17 protein-coding genes are annotated in these 18,632 nt (G+C 30.9%); 9 read left to right on the top strand and 8 right to left on the bottom strand.

Translation table 11 applies throughout. The features are described from left to right. Window positions 1–17: 17 nt before the first annotated feature. The 8 genes from E0W73_RS21660 to E0W73_RS21415 form a co-directional block, all read right to left on the bottom strand. Window positions 18–149, bottom strand: coding sequence for a hypothetical protein (locus E0W73_RS21660; protein ID WP_262710892.1), 132 nt, complete (start codon window positions 147–149; stop codon window positions 18–20). Window positions 150–168: 19 nt separating this feature from the next. Beyond that, window positions 169–297, bottom strand: coding sequence for a hypothetical protein (locus tag E0W73_RS21655; protein WP_262710891.1), 129 nt, complete (start codon window positions 295–297; stop codon window positions 169–171). 327 nt (window positions 298–624) lie between these two features. Then, window positions 625–1,794, bottom strand: coding sequence for a peptidase, M50 family protein (locus E0W73_RS10770; RefSeq protein WP_135222082.1), 1,170 nt, complete (start codon window positions 1,792–1,794; stop codon window positions 625–627). Continuing rightward, entirely contained in the window at window positions 1,763–2,623 is an 861-nt protein-coding gene (locus tag E0W73_RS10765; protein WP_135222081.1) for a prenyltransferase/squalene oxidase repeat-containing protein, read from the bottom strand. Before E0W73_RS10765 ends, E0W73_RS10770 begins: the two co-directional genes overlap by 32 nt. 138 nt (window positions 2,624–2,761) lie before the next feature. Beyond that, complete coding sequence (locus tag E0W73_RS10755) at window positions 2,762–3,649, bottom strand: class 1 isoprenoid biosynthesis enzyme (RefSeq protein WP_135222080.1); 888 nt, start codon at window positions 3,647–3,649, stop codon at window positions 2,762–2,764. Window positions 3,650–3,651: 2 nt separating this feature from the next. Further along, window positions 3,652–4,845 carry a carboxypeptidase-like regulatory domain-containing protein gene (locus E0W73_RS10750; RefSeq protein ID WP_135222079.1) on the bottom strand — a complete coding sequence of 398 codons (1,194 nt, stop codon included), beginning with the start codon at window positions 4,843–4,845 and terminating at the stop codon, window positions 3,652–3,654. 68 nt (window positions 4,846–4,913) lie between these two features. Beyond that, on the bottom strand, window positions 4,914–5,051 hold the full coding sequence (locus E0W73_RS21420) for a hypothetical protein (protein ID WP_162847696.1): 138 nt from the start codon (window positions 5,049–5,051) through the stop codon (window positions 4,914–4,916). A 52-nt stretch (window positions 5,052–5,103) separates the two neighbouring features. Beyond that, the gene (locus tag E0W73_RS21415) at window positions 5,104–5,241 is read right to left on the bottom strand and encodes a hypothetical protein (RefSeq protein ID WP_162847695.1); all 138 of its coding nucleotides are present in this window, start codon (window positions 5,239–5,241) and stop codon (window positions 5,104–5,106) included. 411 nt (window positions 5,242–5,652) lie between these two features. Between E0W73_RS21415 and E0W73_RS10745 the strand changes: the two genes are divergently transcribed. The 9 genes from E0W73_RS10745 (at window position 5,653) to E0W73_RS10710 (ending at window position 18,629) form a co-directional block, all read left to right on the top strand. After that, window positions 5,653–7,377, top strand: a complete 1,725-nt coding sequence (locus tag E0W73_RS10745) for a helix-turn-helix domain-containing protein (RefSeq protein WP_135222078.1) — start codon at window positions 5,653–5,655, stop codon at window positions 7,375–7,377. Between the two features lie 132 nt (window positions 7,378–7,509). Next, complete coding sequence (locus E0W73_RS21410) at window positions 7,510–7,677, top strand: hypothetical protein (RefSeq protein WP_162847694.1); 168 nt, start codon at window positions 7,510–7,512, stop codon at window positions 7,675–7,677. Between the two features lie 11 nt (window positions 7,678–7,688). Then, window positions 7,689–9,395: a S8 family peptidase gene (locus E0W73_RS10740; RefSeq protein ID WP_135222077.1), complete on the top strand. Its 1,707-nt coding sequence runs from the start codon at window positions 7,689–7,691 to the stop codon at window positions 9,393–9,395. Further along, a complete protein-coding gene (locus E0W73_RS10735) occupies window positions 9,392–11,590 on the top strand; it encodes a lantibiotic dehydratase family protein (RefSeq protein ID WP_135222076.1) in 2,199 nt (732 codons plus the stop codon). Before E0W73_RS10740 ends, E0W73_RS10735 begins: the two co-directional genes overlap by 4 nt. A 2-nt stretch (window positions 11,591–11,592) precedes the next feature. After that, a complete protein-coding gene (locus tag E0W73_RS10730; protein WP_135222075.1) occupies window positions 11,593–12,441 on the top strand; it encodes a thiopeptide-type bacteriocin biosynthesis protein in 849 nt (282 codons plus the stop codon). Between the two features lie 1,051 nt (window positions 12,442–13,492). Next, window positions 13,493–14,836, top strand: a complete 1,344-nt coding sequence (locus E0W73_RS10725) for a serine hydrolase domain-containing protein (RefSeq protein WP_135222074.1) — start codon at window positions 13,493–13,495, stop codon at window positions 14,834–14,836. A 708-nt stretch (window positions 14,837–15,544) separates the two neighbouring features. Continuing rightward, window positions 15,545–16,513, top strand: a complete 969-nt coding sequence (locus E0W73_RS10720; protein ID WP_135222073.1) for a pectinesterase family protein — start codon at window positions 15,545–15,547, stop codon at window positions 16,511–16,513. A 72-nt stretch (window positions 16,514–16,585) separates the two neighbouring features. Next, the gene (locus E0W73_RS10715) at window positions 16,586–17,506 is read left to right on the top strand and encodes an alpha/beta hydrolase (protein WP_135222072.1); all 921 of its coding nucleotides are present in this window, start codon (window positions 16,586–16,588) and stop codon (window positions 17,504–17,506) included. Between the two features lie 76 nt (window positions 17,507–17,582). Further along, window positions 17,583–18,629, top strand: a complete 1,047-nt coding sequence (locus E0W73_RS10710; RefSeq protein WP_135222071.1) for a pectinesterase family protein — start codon at window positions 17,583–17,585, stop codon at window positions 18,627–18,629. Window positions 18,630–18,632 lie beyond the last annotated feature (3 nt).

The raw sequence follows: 18,632 nt of genomic DNA, 5'->3' as shown, positions 1-18,632 counted from the left end.
ATTCGATTTCTTAAACATTACTGTGGCTGCTCGCCTCCAGAACATTGATCTCCCGGACAGTCTCTAAGTGTAATCCAAGCAGTCATTTCAAGTCGACATTCTAATTCTTCGACTGAAAATTCATCCATTAATTTTTGATCTGTTTTCATTTTTATATTTTTAAAATTATTATTGCTGTTCTTCTACCGGATGACAATGACTTGGGTCATTACAAGGCGCTATTTCCACCCACGCTTTCATTTCTAAACGTGATTCTAATTCTTCTATAGAAAAATCTTTTATCAATTCTGGATTCATTTACTTTAAATTTTTAATGGTTAAACTATTTTAATACAGCTTTGTAATTGGCCAATTACGGTTTTAATAGAAATGTATAATTCTTTTATCAAATCATACCTAGAGAGCTTCCGAATTCAAAACTATTGTAAGTACTTACAGATTGCAACTGTTGTATGTCGAGATTCGGGAATTTCGACATGTAATTCAGGAATTTATGGTAAAATTGATTTTAAGTTGTTTAAAATCAATTTTTTGTATGATGTAGGGTAATGACTTATTTGTTCTGATTTTCAAGTGTTTACTATAGAATTAGATTTTAATTTGATAAAAAGTGGAAAAGAATAATTATATTTTTTTAGGAATCAGTTTTTTTAAAAGACCAAATACTAAGTAAAAAAATAATAACGGAATAAATAGTTTACCTAATTCGGCTAAAGAAAAATGTGAGTTTGATGCAAATAGGTTTGCCGCAAATTTTTTAATATTTTGAGGAAAGTACAAAATTGAATCTGGATTTTTTATAACTACGAAATATAAAAAAAACACAATAAAACAAATACAGATCAAGCCGTATACTAATAAAAAGTAATCCATTTTTTGCCAATTTGTTTTTGATTTGAAAATATGTTTTATTCTTAAAAAACCGTGAAACATTAAATTTGGCTTTTCAAGTGCATCAGATAAAATCCAATATCCATCACTTCGAGCAAACGGATTTAAACTATGCAGTATTGATATAGAAAAGATGCAAGCCAGAATAATTAAGGTTTGATAATTAAAAATTAAACCTAATACAATTAAAAAAACAACATATATGATTTCAAAATACATTCCAGCCATGTTTACAATAATCCGTTCCTTTTTAGGTAACTTCCAGATATCAGTTACATCAGCAAAATATACAGGCATAAATAAATAGAATCCGCCACCTATGCCACCATGTCTGGCGCCATAATAATTTGCTGCAGATGCGTGGCCAAATTCATGAAATGTAACGCCAATAAAACTTAATAGAAAAAGAAAAAGCCATTCGGACTTTGCCATGCTGGAATGCATTATTTGATTATTGAAGAAATAAAAACTAAATGCTAATGTAATGACTGATATAATCAGGACACTTATTAAAATCCTTGGCAGAAATAGAAATTTTAAATATTTAGTTAATTTAGAAGCTGTTTTTTCGCTTATAACAATGAAGCTAAGTTTTAGATAAGCAGGCTTAAGATCTGGTTTTATTTGGATATCTGGACTTTCTATAATTCCAAATTTTGCTAATTTCTGATATAAAAAGTCATAAGCAAAATCGTAGGTTACAATTGAATCGTATTTTGTATTATATTCAAGAATAATTATTTCTAAACTTTTCTGGTTATCTATAAGTTGCAAAAAACAATATAAATCCTGAGAAATTCGTACCCTATGGTCATAGACCGTTTGATGAATAAAATAATCATTTTTATTGATAGGGTTAAATGTAATTTCTTTAGAAAGTATCGGAATCAGATCTGGTGTCATAAACGGATAAGGATTTAAGAATTGATGAGGTTGTAAAGAGCCTGTTGAACTCTTTTGCACGAACATTTAGTCCATAATTTGCAATAGGAAAATGATAGTCAACAGGGCTTGCATCTCGTGAATCGGGAATCTGCAATGCATTTGAATTTTCCCAAGAGCCATCTGTAAATTGATTTTTAAGTAAAAAAGTAATTGTTTTCTCTATTTGTAAATCTAAGCTACCATCTTCTTTCAATAATAAAATCTCTAAAGCCAGACCTGTATAAAAAAAGTTCTCTCCATAGCTGTCTGAAAAGCTTCCGTTTGGGTTTTGTTTTATTTTTACTTCATTAATAATAAAGTCCAGTTTTTCATTTTCCTTTATCAAAAGATATGTTTTTGCCAAATAGTAGTACGTGTATATATCATTTGTCCACCAATAAGATTTGGTTTTATCATTAAAGTTTATGTCAAAATAGGTCTTGATTTTTGTATAAGATTCACTTTTTGAATCTTGATTTGCTAAAAGATAAAAGCTTACTGCGCTCACACAGTTATGATTTGACAGCCATCCAGTTACATCAGTTATGTATTGGTCATTGAGGGCATCTATTAAATTGCTGTTTTGAGAGTAAGTTGAAAACGCGCCTTCAGTTCTTTGAAATGTTTTCCATTTGGACAGAAGCTGTTTATCGATAATTTTATCGTTAAAGAAATAAGATAAAAAAACAAAATTTGTAGAATCAGCATCTTCAATCCATGTTGTGTTGTAACTCCAAAGCTTCAAAGTAGGATTGCTGCTTAAAAATAGAAAAGCTTTTGTTATTTCATCTGTGAAAACAAGTTTCAATTTTGAGCTTTCTGAAATCTTAGACAAAATAAAAGCTGTAGACCATGTATTGCTTATTCCTCCCTGATTTACGTATTCGCGCCATGTACCATTTTCCTGCTGTTTTGATTTTAAGTAACCGACGGCTGTATTGATGCTTTACTGAATAGAAATATTAGCAACTTTTTTAGTGGAAAGATTTATTTCAGAAGTTAAAATTTCCAAATAAGTATCAATTTCTATAATTGCTGTTTCAAAAGTTCTTTTTGTATCCAGTAAGATTTTTTTCCATTTTGGCACATGAATTTTCTGAACAGTTTTTAATGCTTTCTCACAATATTCAATCCCGAGTTGATACATTTTTTTTGAAATGCCTCTTATGTATAAATATTTTTCTAAAATTTCGGGGTCATTAATCGGTATATTCTGTTCATTAAGGAGATAAATTGCCCAGTTAAATTGCCCTTTATTCAGATCTTCCTTAAAATCTTGGATGTCATCATTCAGTTGAAAGGCTGTAGAAAAATAGGCATGTGAAAGCAGCAGCTGTTCATGTAAAGTATTGTCTTTTGCGTCAAGACTAAATAAACAGTCAATAGCGACCTTTCCAAATGAGGACTTTTTATCTGCTAAAACTTCATATTGGTCAAGTGTGACTATTTGTTTTTTTACAAGTTCTTTTTCTAGAAAAATGGCTTCTAAATATTCATTTCTGCGTGCGTTCCAAAATTTCCAGAAATTGTTTTCGATTCCGTAAACAGAAGTCAAAATTTTAATGCTTTCTTCTTGACAAATGGTTATTAACGAAAATTTTGACAGCTCTTTTTCATCTATCAAACTGTCTGTAAATAGTGTAGCCTGATAATAAAGAAAACCTGCAATATCGAGTAAATTCAATTCTTTTTCTGATATAGAAAATGCAGTTGCAAATAAAGAAGGATAATGCTGGTAATAAATGGGATTTTTTTTTATAAAATCTTCATCCAGTATGCTGTTTTTTACATTATTAGGAATATTTAAACGCTGAATATAAGTATGGAATTTCATTTTTATTTATTTTCTATAAAATCAATTTCTGATTTACTTAAAATGATGGAGTTTGTACTCATAATGGTTTTAGAAGGTAAATTTTGATATATTGGTTTTGATAGGTCAATCAAACCATCATTATTTACTTTGTTTACGTTGGTTTCATTAAGAACATAAATTGAGTTTTCAAAAAGAGACGGATGTGTTATATTATCATATGAAATTGAACCTTCTATTTTAGCTTCAAAAGTCTTTAAGGACCATACATTGCTTATTGTTTTATAAAATGTTAATCTTGTTGCTGTACTTTTTGTTTCGTTAACAGATTCTTTTTGATTCTCTTTAATATTCTTTTTCACCAAGTTATTTTTGTATTCTGTAATGGTTGTAAAATCTAATATTGCTCTTGATTTTTTATCAAAAGTAATCTTGCCTCTAGAGCGATTAGAAATTTCTTTAACAGTGTCCCATTCCGATTCAAATGATACAATGATTTGATCAGGAGGTGATTGCTCGACCGTACTGACAATGTTTTTATTGTATTTTATGAAATTTGAGAGATAAGTATTGAGGTAGATGGAGTTAATTAAAGAATTTGGAACTATATATCCGCTTTTATTTTCATTAATGCGAGGTACATCAACATATATATTCAGAGGAATGTTTTTATTGTAATCAATTGTCCCTAATCTTAGTTTTATATCGCTATTGTTTTGAAGTCTATAAGTTTTGTCCCACCAATTTACTTTTGTTAAGATTAATCTCTTGAGTTGATTATCAATCAAAACCGTTTCTTTAAAATTACATTCTTTTTCAAATGGAGTATTGGGGTATAATTTTTCATAATTATCTAATACATATTGCAAAGCTTTATTAAGATTGAAAGATTTTATCACAATTTCATCTAATTGAACCATCGAAGACGACATAAAAATAGTATCAGAAATGATTAGTTTTTCAGCATCTAAAATGACATCTTCGAAGCCTAAACTGGATATTTTTATTTGAGAATTTTTAATAGTAATTGATGCTTTACCCTCGGTGTTGGTTAATGTTCCTTCATTTAAGTCAATATAAGTAATGTTTGCATTCTCAATGGGAGCTTTGGTTTTTTCATCAAAAACGAATAGTGTTTTATTTTGCGTAATTCCAACTTGAAATACAAATAAAAAGATAATGATAAGAGATGGTTGTTCAGATTTAAACATTTTCATAAATAGTCTGATAAAAGTTAAAAAGGGAATAAAAAATATTCCCTTTAGCTGAAAGTATTAAAAAAATATTACAAATCAACAACTACATGAATGCCTGTGCCTTCATAAGAGGCACCAATTTTTGCGCTGTCTATCCATTGAAATTCATATCTTTTTTCTAATTCTTCTACTTGAAATTTTTCGATTAATTGATCTTCTGTATTCATATTCAATTTTTTAGTTTAATTAATAATAGAGATTTTTAATTCAGGACGATGACTATACATCCATTTCCCATTTAATAGTTCCAGAGTCTGTTTTTATTGTTCCTCCAACACTATCGACCCATGCAAATTCATATCTTTTCTCAAGCTCTTCTACTTGAAACTTTTCGATTAATTGATTTTCTAGGTTCATAATTGTTATGTTTTTAGTTGTTAAACATTCTGTTGATTTAATTTACAAAATTGCTCAGTTTTTTTGGGGTTACTTAACAGCTGAATCAGTCCCTTTGTAATTGGCCAATTACAATTAAGAAAACAAAATATTTATTACGGTGACGTCAAACTGAAAAACACTTTATTTTCTTTAATTCAAAACTAGATAAATTGTAAAATGCTAGCAAACGGGATATAACGAGATTCAGGAATTTCGATATGTAATTCCTGAATTATGATTTTTAATTGATTTGCAGTAAGTTTTTTTTAAGATTCTTTTTATTAATTTTTACTTTTAAAACTTACTTTTGTCGGAAATTAAAAGCTATACCACTCTCAAAGAATTCAACAAATTTATTTTACTATTATTTTCTTTGTAAAAAATAATCCTATGATTTTAATCCGATTTTTTAATATCTATTTGCTTCTTTTAGTTTCAGTTTGTGTATCTGCACAAGAATCAAAAAAAGAACTTATTGAATTGACTTATAATCAATTAAATAAGCTTTATTTTGAGAACCAGAACAATGCTAGCAAACAGCTTTTATTTTCGAATGCTTATATGGCAAAGGCAGAAAAAGAGAATAATAAAATTCGAATAGCACGCGCTAATTACCTAATGGCATTATTGTATTATAAAACTGATAAAGAAACTGCCATTAAATATTTAGACAGCGTAATTAAATATTCTAAAAATAGTGGCGATAAATATTTCCCTACCGCGGCTTATTGCGAAAAAGCGGATTTTCTTAAAAAGCAATTTAAGTTTAAAGAAGCAATGGATAACTATAAACTTGCAGAAAAAACAGCTCTTAAAACAAATATTGATTATTATTATGTTGTACGAAATTATATAGGTACTGCAAAATCTGAAGATTTAGGAGAATATAAAGAGGCGCTTGAAATATATAGAGAATGTTATGATTATTATAAAACAAAAGATTTCAGATCTCAAGAATATGCTAGTGAATATCAGGATGTAATTTTTGGACTCGCAGACTGTTATAAGTCATTGCAAAATGTTGATTCGACAACTTATTACAATAAGCTTGGATTCAAAGAATCAACAATTACAAGAAATGAATATTTGAGAAGTGTTTTTATGCTAAACGAAGGAGCAAATCAGGTGTTAAGGAAAAACTATCCTGCAGCGCTTGACAGCATCAATAACGCTTTGCCTCAAATGATAAAAGACAATGATATGGGAAATATTTTAGCCGCTTATTTTTATTTAGGAAAGACGTATGAAGGGCTTGGAAAAAAAGAAAGTGCAGTAGATAACTATTTAAAAGTAGATTCAATCTATTTGAAAACCAATGAAATTACGGAGGAATTTACAGATGGATATCCATATCTTATTGCGTATTATAAAAATAAAGGAGACAAAGAAAATCAATTACGATATATTTCTAAATTTATGTCAATTAACAATCTATTGCAAAAGAAATATAGAAGTTTTAATAAATTAGTAAAAAATGAATACGATATACCTCATTTAATTTCTGACAAAGAAAATCTTATTACATCTTTAAAAAGGGAAAAAGTAAATTTTTATTGGGGGATTGGAACATTAGTGTTAGGCATTATGGCAATTTCAGTATTTGGCACTTATCAATTTCAGCTTACTAAGAAATATCGAATTCGATTTGAAAAACTGATGCGAGAGTCTACAATTAAGGACTTGCCAAAAACTAGCAATGAATTAAAACAGAATAAAATAAATGATTCCAAAAATGAGGAAATTGGAATTGGAGAAGAGTTAATTTTGCAGATTTTAGAAAAACTAAATTGTTTCGAGCAAGAAAAAGGTTTTCTAAAATCAGATATATCTGTACAATCCCTATCTGCACTTTTTCAAACCAACAGTAAGTACTTATCTAAAATAGTGAACACGTACAGAAATAAAACATTCGTACAATATATAAATGACTTACGTGTAGAATGTGCAATTGAAAATTTGAAAAAGGATAAGAAGTTAAGAAAATACACTATTCAAGCACTTGCTTTAGAATTCGGATTCAATAATTCGGAATCCTTTTCCGCTGCATTTTATAAAAAATCAGGATTAAAGCCTACATATTTTATAAAACATGTAGAAGAATTGCAGAAAAAATAAGTTGTTAAAATACAGTGCAATACATTTTATTAATTGCCAAAATTCAGGAATTTCGATAAATTCAAAATTTAATTTTAACCTTCCATTGGTCTAACAATTTATATTTGCATCTAATCTTAAAACAGAAAAAAAATGAAAATTAGAAAAGAAAAAAAAGAAGTCAAAAAATTTGACTTGGACAAAATGGAAGTAGCACGATTAAAAAATATGCGTGTAATTACTGGTGGTGATGGAGACGATCCTATTGATACAAACCATAACAAGGCAGGTTCTTCAAATAGATGCCAACAAAATGATTAATTTAAAATAGTATGAGGTCAATCTTTTTATGTTTTTTTGCTGTATTCTTATCAATAGGTTGCAAAAGTAAAAGAGATTTAAATGCTCCCAACTTCAAAAATGTTTCTACTAAAACAGAATTATCACCGTCAGAACTTAAAAACTGGTATCAAAAAGATTATATTTTAGACGGAATCCCTGGAATTTCGGTAGATAAATGGTACAATAAAAACAAAAAGAAACCTAAAAATACTGTTATTGTTGCCATTATTGATACACAAATAGATATTAATCATGAAGATTTACAGGGACAGCTGTGGAAAAACCTAAAAGAAATACCGGATAATAACATTGATGATGACCAAAATGGTTATGTTGACGATGTTAACGGCTGGAGTTTTACCGGCACCAAGAACGGGGGGTATGTTGTCTGGAATAATTATGAGTATGTCAGAATTATTAGGGAATGGGGACCGTTATTTAAAGATAAAGACGAAAATGAAATTGCAGTTCAAGATTTAGCACAATACAAAGAATATGTAAGAGCTGAACAAATGTTTAAATCTAAAGAAAGATATTATAAGAATTGGCATAAATCTCTTGTTCATAATATAGCGGTATTCCCTCTGGTAAAAGATACCTTAAAACATTTTTTCCCTAATGAAGATTATACATATAAGCAATTGGACAGCATGTATAAGAAATATAAAATCAATGATAAAACTTATAAACAGAGACGGGATTCCAATGACAGAGACTTAGGAGCTTTGATTGATTACATGATGGGGAATTTTGAGGTCAATGAAAAAACTCTTAAAGATATTACGGATAAAAAAATACAACTAGATTCAGTACTATTAAAAAATTTAAACGTTCAATATGATGAACGATTATTAATAGGGGATAATCCAAATATTCTGGAAAAAGGATATGGAAATAACAATATCAGTAATAATAAAGCAGGACACAGACCAATACAGGATCACTGTACAAAGATGGCTGGAATAATTGGAGCAAACCGCACTAACAAGATTGGTGTAGAAGGTATGGTGCAAAATGTAAAAATAATGCCTCTTAATATATCACCGTCTGGAGATGAGCATGATAAAGACATTGCTATGGCAGTACGTTATGCAGTAGATAATGGTGCAAAGGTAATAAACATGTCTTTGGGAAAAGAATTTTCAATGCATAAAGACTGGATTTTTGAGGCTTTCAAATATGCAGAGAGGCACAATGTTTTGATAGTTCACAGCGCAGGAAACAGTTCGTCAGATATTGATATAAATCCTGTATATCCAAATGATATTGCTTATGACGGAACTTCCGAGGTTTGCGGTAATTTTATTAATGTAGGTTCGACCACTAACAAATTGAACCAATTTTTGGTATCAGATTTTTCTAATTATGGTAAAAAGAATGTTGATTTATTTGCTCCGGGAGAAGATATTTATACTGCCGCCTCTGGTAACACTTATAAATTTGATTCAGGGACATCGATGGCAACGCCTATGGTATCGGCTACAGCTTCATTGATCTGGACTTATTATCCTAAACTCACCGTTCAGCAAGTGAAACAAATTATTCTGGATTCAGGAACAGCTTATAATTTAGAAGTACTAGTCCCTGGAACAAAAGACAAAAAAGTGCCATTTTCAGAATTATCTAAATCAGGTAAGGTCTTAAATGTTTATAATGCTATGAGCTTAGCTGAAAAAGTGAACCAAGAGAAAAAATGATATCGAATGCTAAGATTTTATTCTTCGATGATTATGTGTTAAGAACTCCGTTGTTTCCATTGTCTTTATATCTTGACACAGTAGAAAATTATTCTATAGAGAAAGCAAAACGACATTATCAGAATCCTCTAGTTAGAGAGGCCATCAACTTGGCTTCTCCGGATTTGAAAAGGGAATTGGATAAATGGGTTAAAATAGATTCAAATCTAGCCGTTAAAAAAGCAATAAAGTTAGAACTTACATTTCTAAAATATTTAGCAAGAATGTCTTCCAGATGCACGCCATTTGGTCTGTTCTCAGGTTGTTCTATGGGGAGAATAGCTGACGAAACGAGAATCATTCTGGAGGATTCTGAAAGTTTTAGACGTTTTACTCAATTTGACATGCAATTTTCGATACTGCTGCTTCAGGAATTTTCGAGAAAAAAAGAAGTAATGCCGCATTTAAAATTTTATCCAAATAATAGTATTTACAAAATTGGAGATTTTTATCGCTATATAGAATATAAAAGTATAGAGACGAAGCGGGAACATAGTATTTCGGCATTAAAAAAGTCTGCTACATTGATGGCATTGCTTAATGTCGCACGACAAGGAATGACTATTCAAGAAATGGTCGCATTTTTATCGGATGACGAGGATGAAAAACAAGAAGCCCAAAAATATATCTTAAAGCTTATTGATTTTCAATTTTTAGTAAGCGAGTTAGATGCAGTCTGTACAGGAAATAATGATTGGGACAGAATACTTGGTGTTTTGAAAAAGATTCCGGAACAAGAGAAAGAATATCGGATATTAGAAAAAACGTTAAGACAGCTTTGTTCTTTGGATGAAAAACTGGTCCCTTTCGAAAATACCTATCAGGAGATTAAAAACAATATTAAACAAATCGGACTTGACTTTAATGAAAAATATCTTTTCCAAGCAGATTTGAATGTAAGTACCACTGTAAACACTTTAAACAAAAATATTTCCCAAAAAGTTCTTCAGGCAATTGAGTTTTTAAATGGTATTCAGACTAAACAGAAATTTAAAAACCAAGAAAATTTTAAAAAAGCATTTATTCAAAGATATGAGGGAAGAACAATGCCATTGACAACCGTTCTAGATACAGAAATAGGCATTGGCTATCTTCAAAATCATGATATGAAGGACACTCATGAAATCTTAGAGTTTCTTTCAGTTAAGCCTAAAGAAAATGATAGTAAAAATGAATTCTGGACATCTTATGATTTAGTTTTACAAAAAAAAATGCATGAGTGTATATTAAAAGGAGGGACAGAAATTATTTTGAATGAAAAAGATTTTCCAAATTTTAGTAGTGATTTTAGTAATGCTCCAGCCACCTTTTCGGTGATATTTGAAGTTTTAGATCAGGAGAAAGTCGTAATCGAATCATCAGGAGATATAAGTGCTGCCAAACTCTTAGGGCGCTTTTGTAATGGCAATCTTGCCATTGACAAGTTAACTAGAGAGATTATACAAAAAGAAAAAGTTTTTTATGAAGACCAGATAATGGCTGAGGTTGTTCATATTCCTGAATCTAGGACAGGAAATATTTTACGCCGACCTGTTTTACGAAAATATGAAATTAGTTATCTGGCAAAATCTGGTGTGGTCCAAAATGATACTATTAGTTTAGATGATTTATGGGTTTCTGTAGAAAATGACACCATAATGCTAATTTCAAAAAGACACAATAAAAAAATAATTCCTTGTTTATCAAACGCTCATAATTTTTCTAACAATTCATTACCCCTTTATCATTTTTTATGCGATTTACAATCGCAGCATTTAAAGCCAATTTATTCTTTTGATTGGGGAGTCTTGAAGAATCATTATGCATTTTTTCCAAGGGTAACTTATCATCATACTATTTTATCAAAAGCTAAGTGGATTGTTAAAAGAGAAGAAATCATAAGCTTTTTTAGACTGAATGATAAACCGCTTACAGAAGAGTTTTTAAACTGGCGGTCACAAAGAAATATACCTCGATATGTGAATTGGGTAAATTATGACAATACACTTTTGTTTGATTTACAAACTCAAATCGGAGTAGACTTATTCTTGAATTCAGTTAAAAACAGGCAAGAAATAGTTTTAGAAGAATTTTTGTTTGCAAAAAATTCTGTAGTGCAAAATGAAAATGAAAATAGCTATTGTAATCAATTTATACTATCGTTTTACCGCGAATAAAAATGGAAAGAAATTTTTGTTTGGGCAGTCAGTGGCTATATTATAAAATTTATACAGGTGTAAAAACAGCTGATTATATTTTAGTCGAAAAGCTTGCACCTGTAATATCTTACCTAGAAAAAAAGAAAAAGATTAAAAAGTGGTTTTTTATTAGATACAGAGACCCCGAAGAACACCTTAGAATTCGCTTTCTAATGGATGATGTTGATGATGTAGGTGTACTTATAAAATCTTTTTATCCTGTTTTTAAGGAGCTTATGGATGAAAATGTTATTTGGAAAATTCAGACAGATACTTATGAAAGAGAAATAGAGCGATATGGAAAAGAAACAATGTCCGATTCTGAATTTCTTTTTTGGAAAGACAGTGAGATGATTTTAAAATATCTGAATCTAAAAAATACTTTTATTGAGAAAGAAACACCTCTTTTTTTCAGTTTTTTAATGATCGAGTCTTTATTAAACTTGTTCAGTTTGTCAAATTGGGACAAATTGGTTTTAATGAATAAACTTCAGACTGCTTTCAAGGAAGAATTTGGAATTGATAAACTCCAGAAAAAAGAAATGGATGCAAATTACCGATTGTTATATCCGCAAATTAAGCTTTTTTTGGAATTTTCGAACCAAGATGATTTTCCTGAAATTTTTGCTATTGTCAATAAAAAAGGAAATATTATCAAAAAAAAGACTTTTGAAATAATGAAGAAAATTCAGATTCCTTTGTATGACTTTTTATCAAGTCATATTCATATGATGATCAACAGGCAATATACTTCAAAGCAAAGAGTTTATGAACTTGTTATCTATGATCATTTACATCGATATTATAAAACCTTAGTTTACAAAAAATAGGGTTTCTGTCGCATCTGTTTGATGAGTGGAGTTTTCTTCAAAAATGCTAATGAAAAACAAAATGAATTTACAAATAATTTGCCATTTTAAATTTTGTGGCAAAATCCTGGCGCTTAAGTCTTAACTTTTTAAAATCAAATTCTTCTCTGCTGAGGTTTGAATGGCGAGCGTTCAGATGATGAAACATATTCTTTCATTTATTAGTTATGTTTTTTTACTCAATATCTGATTACTTAGCGATAAATTAGATTTATTTTGATATTTATACTGTTAATTTCGAAGAAGGAAATTAAATTCTTAAAAGATGAACTGGGAACTATAGCAAGAAAAGATATTAAATTGATTTACTATTACATTTTGTAGGACAGCCCTTACAATGCAGATAACTTTATTATAGATTTACAAAATAGTATATTTAATATCACTCTTAGATCATTAATAATAAGTTAGTGATTATAAGAAAGAAAAAAAATATTTTACCTACTGTGGAGAATTTCTTTCTGCAGTAATTTTGTACATCTTTTGTACACATCTTTACTCCTTAAGTCTTATAGGTAAAAGAAAGTTAGATATTGCATCGAAATAATTGTTGTTTCTTTAACTTTTTAATACTTTCTTTTACTTGACTACCAGTGAAATAAGAATGTTTTGACCTTCTTATATCTTTAGTTTGTACATATGTAACACAAATGATTCAAAGTCAGCATGCTTATTATCACCAATAAAAAAATGGCGCCAATTGTCTTCAATTGGCGCCATTTGACTGTTGAGTGACGGGGACAGGACAAATTTCAACATTTTTTATGGTTGATTTGAAGAAATCGGCTTACTACGGGTAGTGTCTGTCTTTCATTGGCGCTGTAAATTTGGTCTGGATGTCCTGTTGGGATTGTTGGAAAAATTTATTTGATTAAGAATATTAGATTCTATAGATTCGCAAAACTTCTAAAGATTGTATTGCTTTAAAAAACTTCAAAGTTGACCCGTTCTATTTTTGATAGGAGCATTAAGTTTTTGAGTAACCAAATTATCAACTTTATTTAGATAGGATATGAATCTAAAATTATGGCTTTTCTTTATAGTATTTACTACCAATTTGTCAAATTCACAAACACAGGAGGTTAAAATAGACAGCCTTCTTAAAGCTTATGGTCGTCTAAATAAATTTAACGGAACCGCTTTAGTAATTGAAAAGAGACAGAAAATATATGAAAGGAGTTATGGTTACAGTGACAAAACTCAGAATAAATTAATTTCATCTCAAAGTGTTTTTCCCATTGGCTCTCTCACCAAGCCATTTACGGCATTATTGATTCTTAGATTGTTTGATGAACATAAGATATCTATTAACGAACCCGTCAGCAATTTTGTGGAGGACTTTCCGAATGGTAAAGAAATCACAGTCAAGCACCTTCTTACCCATACCTCCGGACTTTTTGAATCGCTCGATGATCCAATATACCGAGAACAGTTATATACAACTCGTCAATTCAGCAGTAAAGAGAAAATGCTGTTCTTCCGAGATAAACCTTTAGAGTTCACTCCAGGAAGCAAATTTAGCTATTCAAATTCCGGTTATGATTTATTGGGGATTATTATTGAAAAAATTTCAGGAATGACGTATGAAAAATGCTTAAATAAATATATTCTAAAACCGTTAAAAATGACTAATACTGGACTAGTTTACAGTGCGGTAAAAAATGAAAAGAAAAAGGTAAAAGGATATACATATTTATCTAAGACGAAACACAAGGAAGCAAAATTCTGGAATCCCTATCTTTCATTTTCTTCAGGGGCTATGTACAGTTCTTTAGAAGATTTGCAAAAATTTTATAATGGTCTGAAAAATTTTAAAATTGTTTCAAAAGAAAGCTTTGATGCAGCAACAACGCCATTCAAGGAAGGCTATGGTTATGGCTGGTTTATTGATAAAATTGGAGGCGATGAAATTGTTGACCATGGCGGAAATATTGAAGGATTTACCAGTTATTTTTTGATGAACCTTAAAAATGATATTTGTGTTATTTTATTAAATAATATTACTTCTCAGTCATTGGAAAGAATCGGTAATTCTATTTATAAAATTGTTACCAATAAACCTTATGTAATACCGAAGCCTAAAGAAGAGATAATAGTAAAACCTGAAATATTACAGAATTATACAGGAGAATATGAAGTATCAGCGAATTACATGGCAGAAATTACCTTTGCGGAAAACAGTTTGTTTCTGCAGATTAATAAGGAAGGAAAATTAAAATTGTCAGCCGAAAAAGAAAATCTTTTTTTCATAAAGGATGAATACATTACGGTTGAGTTCAATTTGAATCAAAACAATATATATGAATTAAAAATTAAGGAAGGTCTCTCAACAAAAACGGGTGATAAAATAAAATAAAAATTGATTTAAAGTTACCTTATTTAATAGTATAAAAGAAAAAATGGGGCTCTGTCGCATCTGTTAGATAACTATTATATTTATACCTTAAAAATACAATAAATGAATCCTCAGGTCATTGTTATCCCAAAGCTGTTATTTTGCAGGCTGTTTAGTCAGTGGTTTTTAAGAATATTTGAGCGTTTTTTTGTTAAAATTTGTACCTCATTTGTATCTATGTTTTACATCTTTACAGTAGTGTTTAAAAAGTTGGTGATATTTGATTTTGAAATTCTAACGTTTTGAAATTGAACAAATTTTAGAAATAAATAATTTAAAGAGGAGGCTGTCTCAAAATGAGGCAGCTTTTTTGTTTATGAAAATTATTACACGAAAAAAAATAATTAGGGTTTTTCTAACTCGACGTTAAATATGATTTTATATTTTTTAAAATGCTAACGCGAGCATTTTGCTCGTGAACAATTTCCTCTATATGGGTAAACAAGACTTCTGATTTTGATAATGCGAATGCTTATATACATATTTCTTTGGAAGAAAAGAGATATACAGGCAGTTTATGTTATTCGTCCCGTAAGTAATTGCAATATGACCCGTATTATTGATCAGGGAAGAGCTTATGTTTGTGTAGTGCAATAACGTTTTTTTCTTGGCCGTATAATGTCATATTTTTCTAAACTATTTGTAACAGCTTTATTTTAAATATCAGTTATGAAACAAAGTATACCGTTGTATTATTTTTATTTATTTTTCTTTGTCTTATCACAATCTTGGAGTGCAACGGTTAAGGATACAGTAACGGTTTCATTAGAAGGCTCAGCCGATTTTATTTCGATTCAGGAAGCCATTACCGCTTGCGGTGCTTTTCCGTCTAATCCGAAAACTATTTTTATTAAAAAAGGGATTTATAAGGAAAAAATCATAATCGATTCTTTTAACAGTAATATCTCTCTTATTGGAGAAAATAAGGACCAGACCATAATTTCATTTAACAACTATAATGGTCAGCCTAATATTGGCACTTTTACAAGTTATACTTTAAAAATATTAGCCGATAATATTAGTCTTCAAAACATAACAATAGAAAATACAGCAGGTGCTGTGGGACAGGCTGTGGCACTGCACGTTGAAGGAGATTATTTTAAAGCCTCCAATTGTAAGTTTCTAGGCAATCAAGATACTTTATATACAGCGGGAGAAAATAGACGCCACTATTTTAATAATTGTTATATAGAAGGCACAACGGATTATATTTTTGGTTCGGCTATCGCTGTTTTTGATAATTGTACTTTATATAGTAAAGCCAATTCGTATATCACAGCGGCAAATACTTCTAAAAACAGTAAATACGGTTTTGTCTTTTTGAACTGCAAGCTTTTGTCAGCACCGAGTGTTCGTAAAGTATATCTCGGACGTCCTTGGCGTGAATATGCAAACGTTATTTTCTCTGGTTGTTTTATGGATGCGCATATTCGTGCAGAAGGCTGGCATAACTGGGGAAAACCTTTTAATGAAAAAACAGCTTATTATGCAGAATATGCTAATTACGGACCGGGAGCCTTGACAAATAAACGCGTCAAATGGTCGCATGTCCTTTCTGCTGAAGAAAATCGTAAACTCACTTTTGATGTTATTTTTAAAGTTGAAAATCAATGGTTGCTCAACTCTGCACTACCTTAAAAAAACAAAGCATTCTTATTTAGTATTACAGTATCCCCCCTAAAATTTCTTTATTAAAAAAGACAAATTAAAATGAAAAACATTGCATTGGTTTTGCTCTTCGTAATTTCTGCAAACACAGCTTTTAGCCAAGAAATTATACCGCTTTGGGAAAAAGGAAAGATGCCTAATTCTAAAGGGATGAAATTAAATAAAATAGAAGATCGTGAACGCATAACTCAGGTTGATAATCCGTCGATATATGCGTTTTTTACTTCGAAAGAAGAAAACACTGGAGCAGCAGTTTTAATTTTTCCTCCCGGCGGATATAAAAAACTGACTTATAATATTGCGGGATTTCAATTGGCAAAATGGTTCAACACTTTTGGAGTAAACGCCTTTGTTGTAATGTATAGGCTTCCCACTTCGCCTGATTTGGTAAATTCGGCGTTCGGACCAATTACGGACGGGCAGAGAGCCATTAAAATTATTCGGAGTAATGCATCAAAATGGGGAATCGATTCTAATAGAATAGGAGTAATGGGAGCGTCTGCAGGCGGAGGTTTAACAGCCAATCTTGCCACCATTACTACTGACTACGCCAAAGCTAAAGATGACTTGGATTCTGTAAGCATACAGCCGAATTTCCAAATTTTGGTTTCTGCAACCATAAGCATGAAACAGAATGCCCACAAAGGAAGTTACGAAGCTTTATTGGGAACAAATCCAGACCTCAAAAACGAAGAGCTTTTTTCGGGCGAATTAAACGTTACCGCTGCTACGCCACCTGCATTTGTTATTTGTGCGGCTGATGATCATGTGGTAAATCCGCTCAATAGTATTCAATATTATCAGGCGCTTTTAAAAGCCAATGTAAAAGCGGCGTTACATATTTTTCCACAAGGAGACCACTCAATCGCGCTTCGCAATAATCCGGGTTCAACGGAATTATGGACAACTTTGTGCGAAGCTTGGTTAAATGAAATGGGTTTTCTCACTAAACCGCAGCAATGATTTGTGAATTCTAACTAACTATCGGCAAGCACTTGGCTTGCAAAACCAAATTAACAACTTTCCAAAGATTTAAATTATGAAAAAATCATTTTACAAATGGGCCGTTTTTATGGCTTGTATCATACTATTGCCAAATTGCCTATTAGCACAAAAAGACAAGATTACCGTAGCCATAGACGGAAGCGGTGATTATGCTAAAATTCAAGATGCTGTTAATGCTGTGCCAGCCGAGAAGGCAGAACGTACTGTTATTTTTATAAAAAACGGATTATACAATACCGAAAAAATCATTGTTCCTGCTGATAAAAAAAGAATAACTTTTAAAGGAGAAAACCGTGAAAAAACGATTCTGAGTTATCATATTTTTGATTGTACTGGCGGTTTAAACAATAAATGTCCAGCGGAGGATGCTGCTAAATGGGAAGGGCAGAATATTAGAACTTCAGCTTCGGTAACGATTCAGGGAGATGAGTTTAGAGCCGAGAATATAACCTTTCAAAATACCGCTGGACCTGTTGGACAAGCTTTAGCTGTTTTTATTACCTCAGATAAAAATACTTTCATTAATTGTAATTTTTTAGGCTATCAGGACACCATGCTTCTTGGAAAAGATGGTACGAGAAGCTACTTTAAAAACTGTATGATTTTAGGAAGAACGGACTATATCTATGGTGGCGGAATAGGTTATTTCGACCGCTGTGAAATCAGAAGTTATGGTGGCGGGTGGATAACGGCTCCGAGTACGCCTAAAGACCAGAAATACGGTTTTGTGTTTAATAAATGCAAGCTGACTTTTATTGAAAACAGTCCTCGTCCTAAAGACGACAAACAGCCTTTCAGTCTTGGACGTCCTTGGCATAATTACCCTAAAGTGGCTTGGCTGAATTGTGAAATGCCAAAAGAACTAAATCCGCTGGGATGGCCTACAACCTGGCGTATGGATTATGCTTCTACCAGTGCTGATTTGCATCTATACGAATACAACAATAAAGGAGAAGGTGCGAATATGGATGGTCGTGCAAAATGGGAAGGTTTAAAAGCAATTTCTGCTGCTGAAGCTAAATTGTATTCTATCGAAAATGTATTAAATGGATCTGATAAATGGATGCCTTCAGCGAAATAAAGG

Source organism: Flavobacterium foetidum, assembly GCF_004634245.1.
Lineage (GTDB): Bacteria > Bacteroidota > Bacteroidia > Flavobacteriales > Flavobacteriaceae > Flavobacterium > Flavobacterium foetidum.
The sequence above is the reverse complement of the archived record's forward strand: the minus strand, read 5'-3'. Positions and strand labels throughout refer to the sequence as shown.

Excerpts from the sequence above, each read along its gene's own strand:
- E0W73_RS21415 (WP_162847695.1), bottom strand. The coding sequence starts at position 5,241 with ATGAACCTAGAAAATCAATTAATCGAAAAGTTTCAAGTAGAAGAGCTT.
- E0W73_RS10755 (WP_135222080.1), bottom strand. The coding sequence starts at position 3,649 with ATGAAATTCCATACTTATATTCAGCGTTTAAATATTCCTAATAATGTA.
- E0W73_RS10735 (WP_135222076.1), top strand. The coding sequence starts at position 9,392 with ATGATATCGAATGCTAAGATTTTATTCTTCGATGATTATGTGTTAAGA.
- E0W73_RS10740 (WP_135222077.1), top strand. The coding sequence starts at position 7,689 with ATGAGGTCAATCTTTTTATGTTTTTTTGCTGTATTCTTATCAATAGGT.
- E0W73_RS21655 (WP_262710891.1), bottom strand. The coding sequence starts at position 297 with ATGAATCCAGAATTGATAAAAGATTTTTCTATAGAAGAATTAGAATCA.
- E0W73_RS21420 (WP_162847696.1), bottom strand. The coding sequence starts at position 5,051 with ATGAATACAGAAGATCAATTAATCGAAAAATTTCAAGTAGAAGAATTA.
- E0W73_RS10720 (WP_135222073.1), top strand. The coding sequence starts at position 15,545 with ATGAAACAAAGTATACCGTTGTATTATTTTTATTTATTTTTCTTTGTC.
- E0W73_RS10725 (WP_135222074.1), top strand. The coding sequence starts at position 13,493 with ATGAATCTAAAATTATGGCTTTTCTTTATAGTATTTACTACCAATTTG.
- E0W73_RS10745 (WP_135222078.1), top strand. The coding sequence starts at position 5,653 with ATGATTTTAATCCGATTTTTTAATATCTATTTGCTTCTTTTAGTTTCA.
- E0W73_RS10770 (WP_135222082.1), bottom strand. The coding sequence starts at position 1,794 with ATGACACCAGATCTGATTCCGATACTTTCTAAAGAAATTACATTTAAC.
- E0W73_RS10715 (WP_135222072.1), top strand. The coding sequence starts at position 16,586 with ATGAAAAACATTGCATTGGTTTTGCTCTTCGTAATTTCTGCAAACACA.
- E0W73_RS10730 (WP_135222075.1), top strand. The coding sequence starts at position 11,593 with ATGGAAAGAAATTTTTGTTTGGGCAGTCAGTGGCTATATTATAAAATT.
- E0W73_RS10710 (WP_135222071.1), top strand. The coding sequence starts at position 17,583 with ATGAAAAAATCATTTTACAAATGGGCCGTTTTTATGGCTTGTATCATA.
- E0W73_RS21410 (WP_162847694.1), top strand. The coding sequence starts at position 7,510 with ATGAAAATTAGAAAAGAAAAAAAAGAAGTCAAAAAATTTGACTTGGAC.
- E0W73_RS10750 (WP_135222079.1), bottom strand. The coding sequence starts at position 4,845 with ATGAAAATGTTTAAATCTGAACAACCATCTCTTATCATTATCTTTTTA.
- E0W73_RS21660 (WP_262710892.1), bottom strand. The coding sequence starts at position 149 with ATGAAAACAGATCAAAAATTAATGGATGAATTTTCAGTCGAAGAATTA.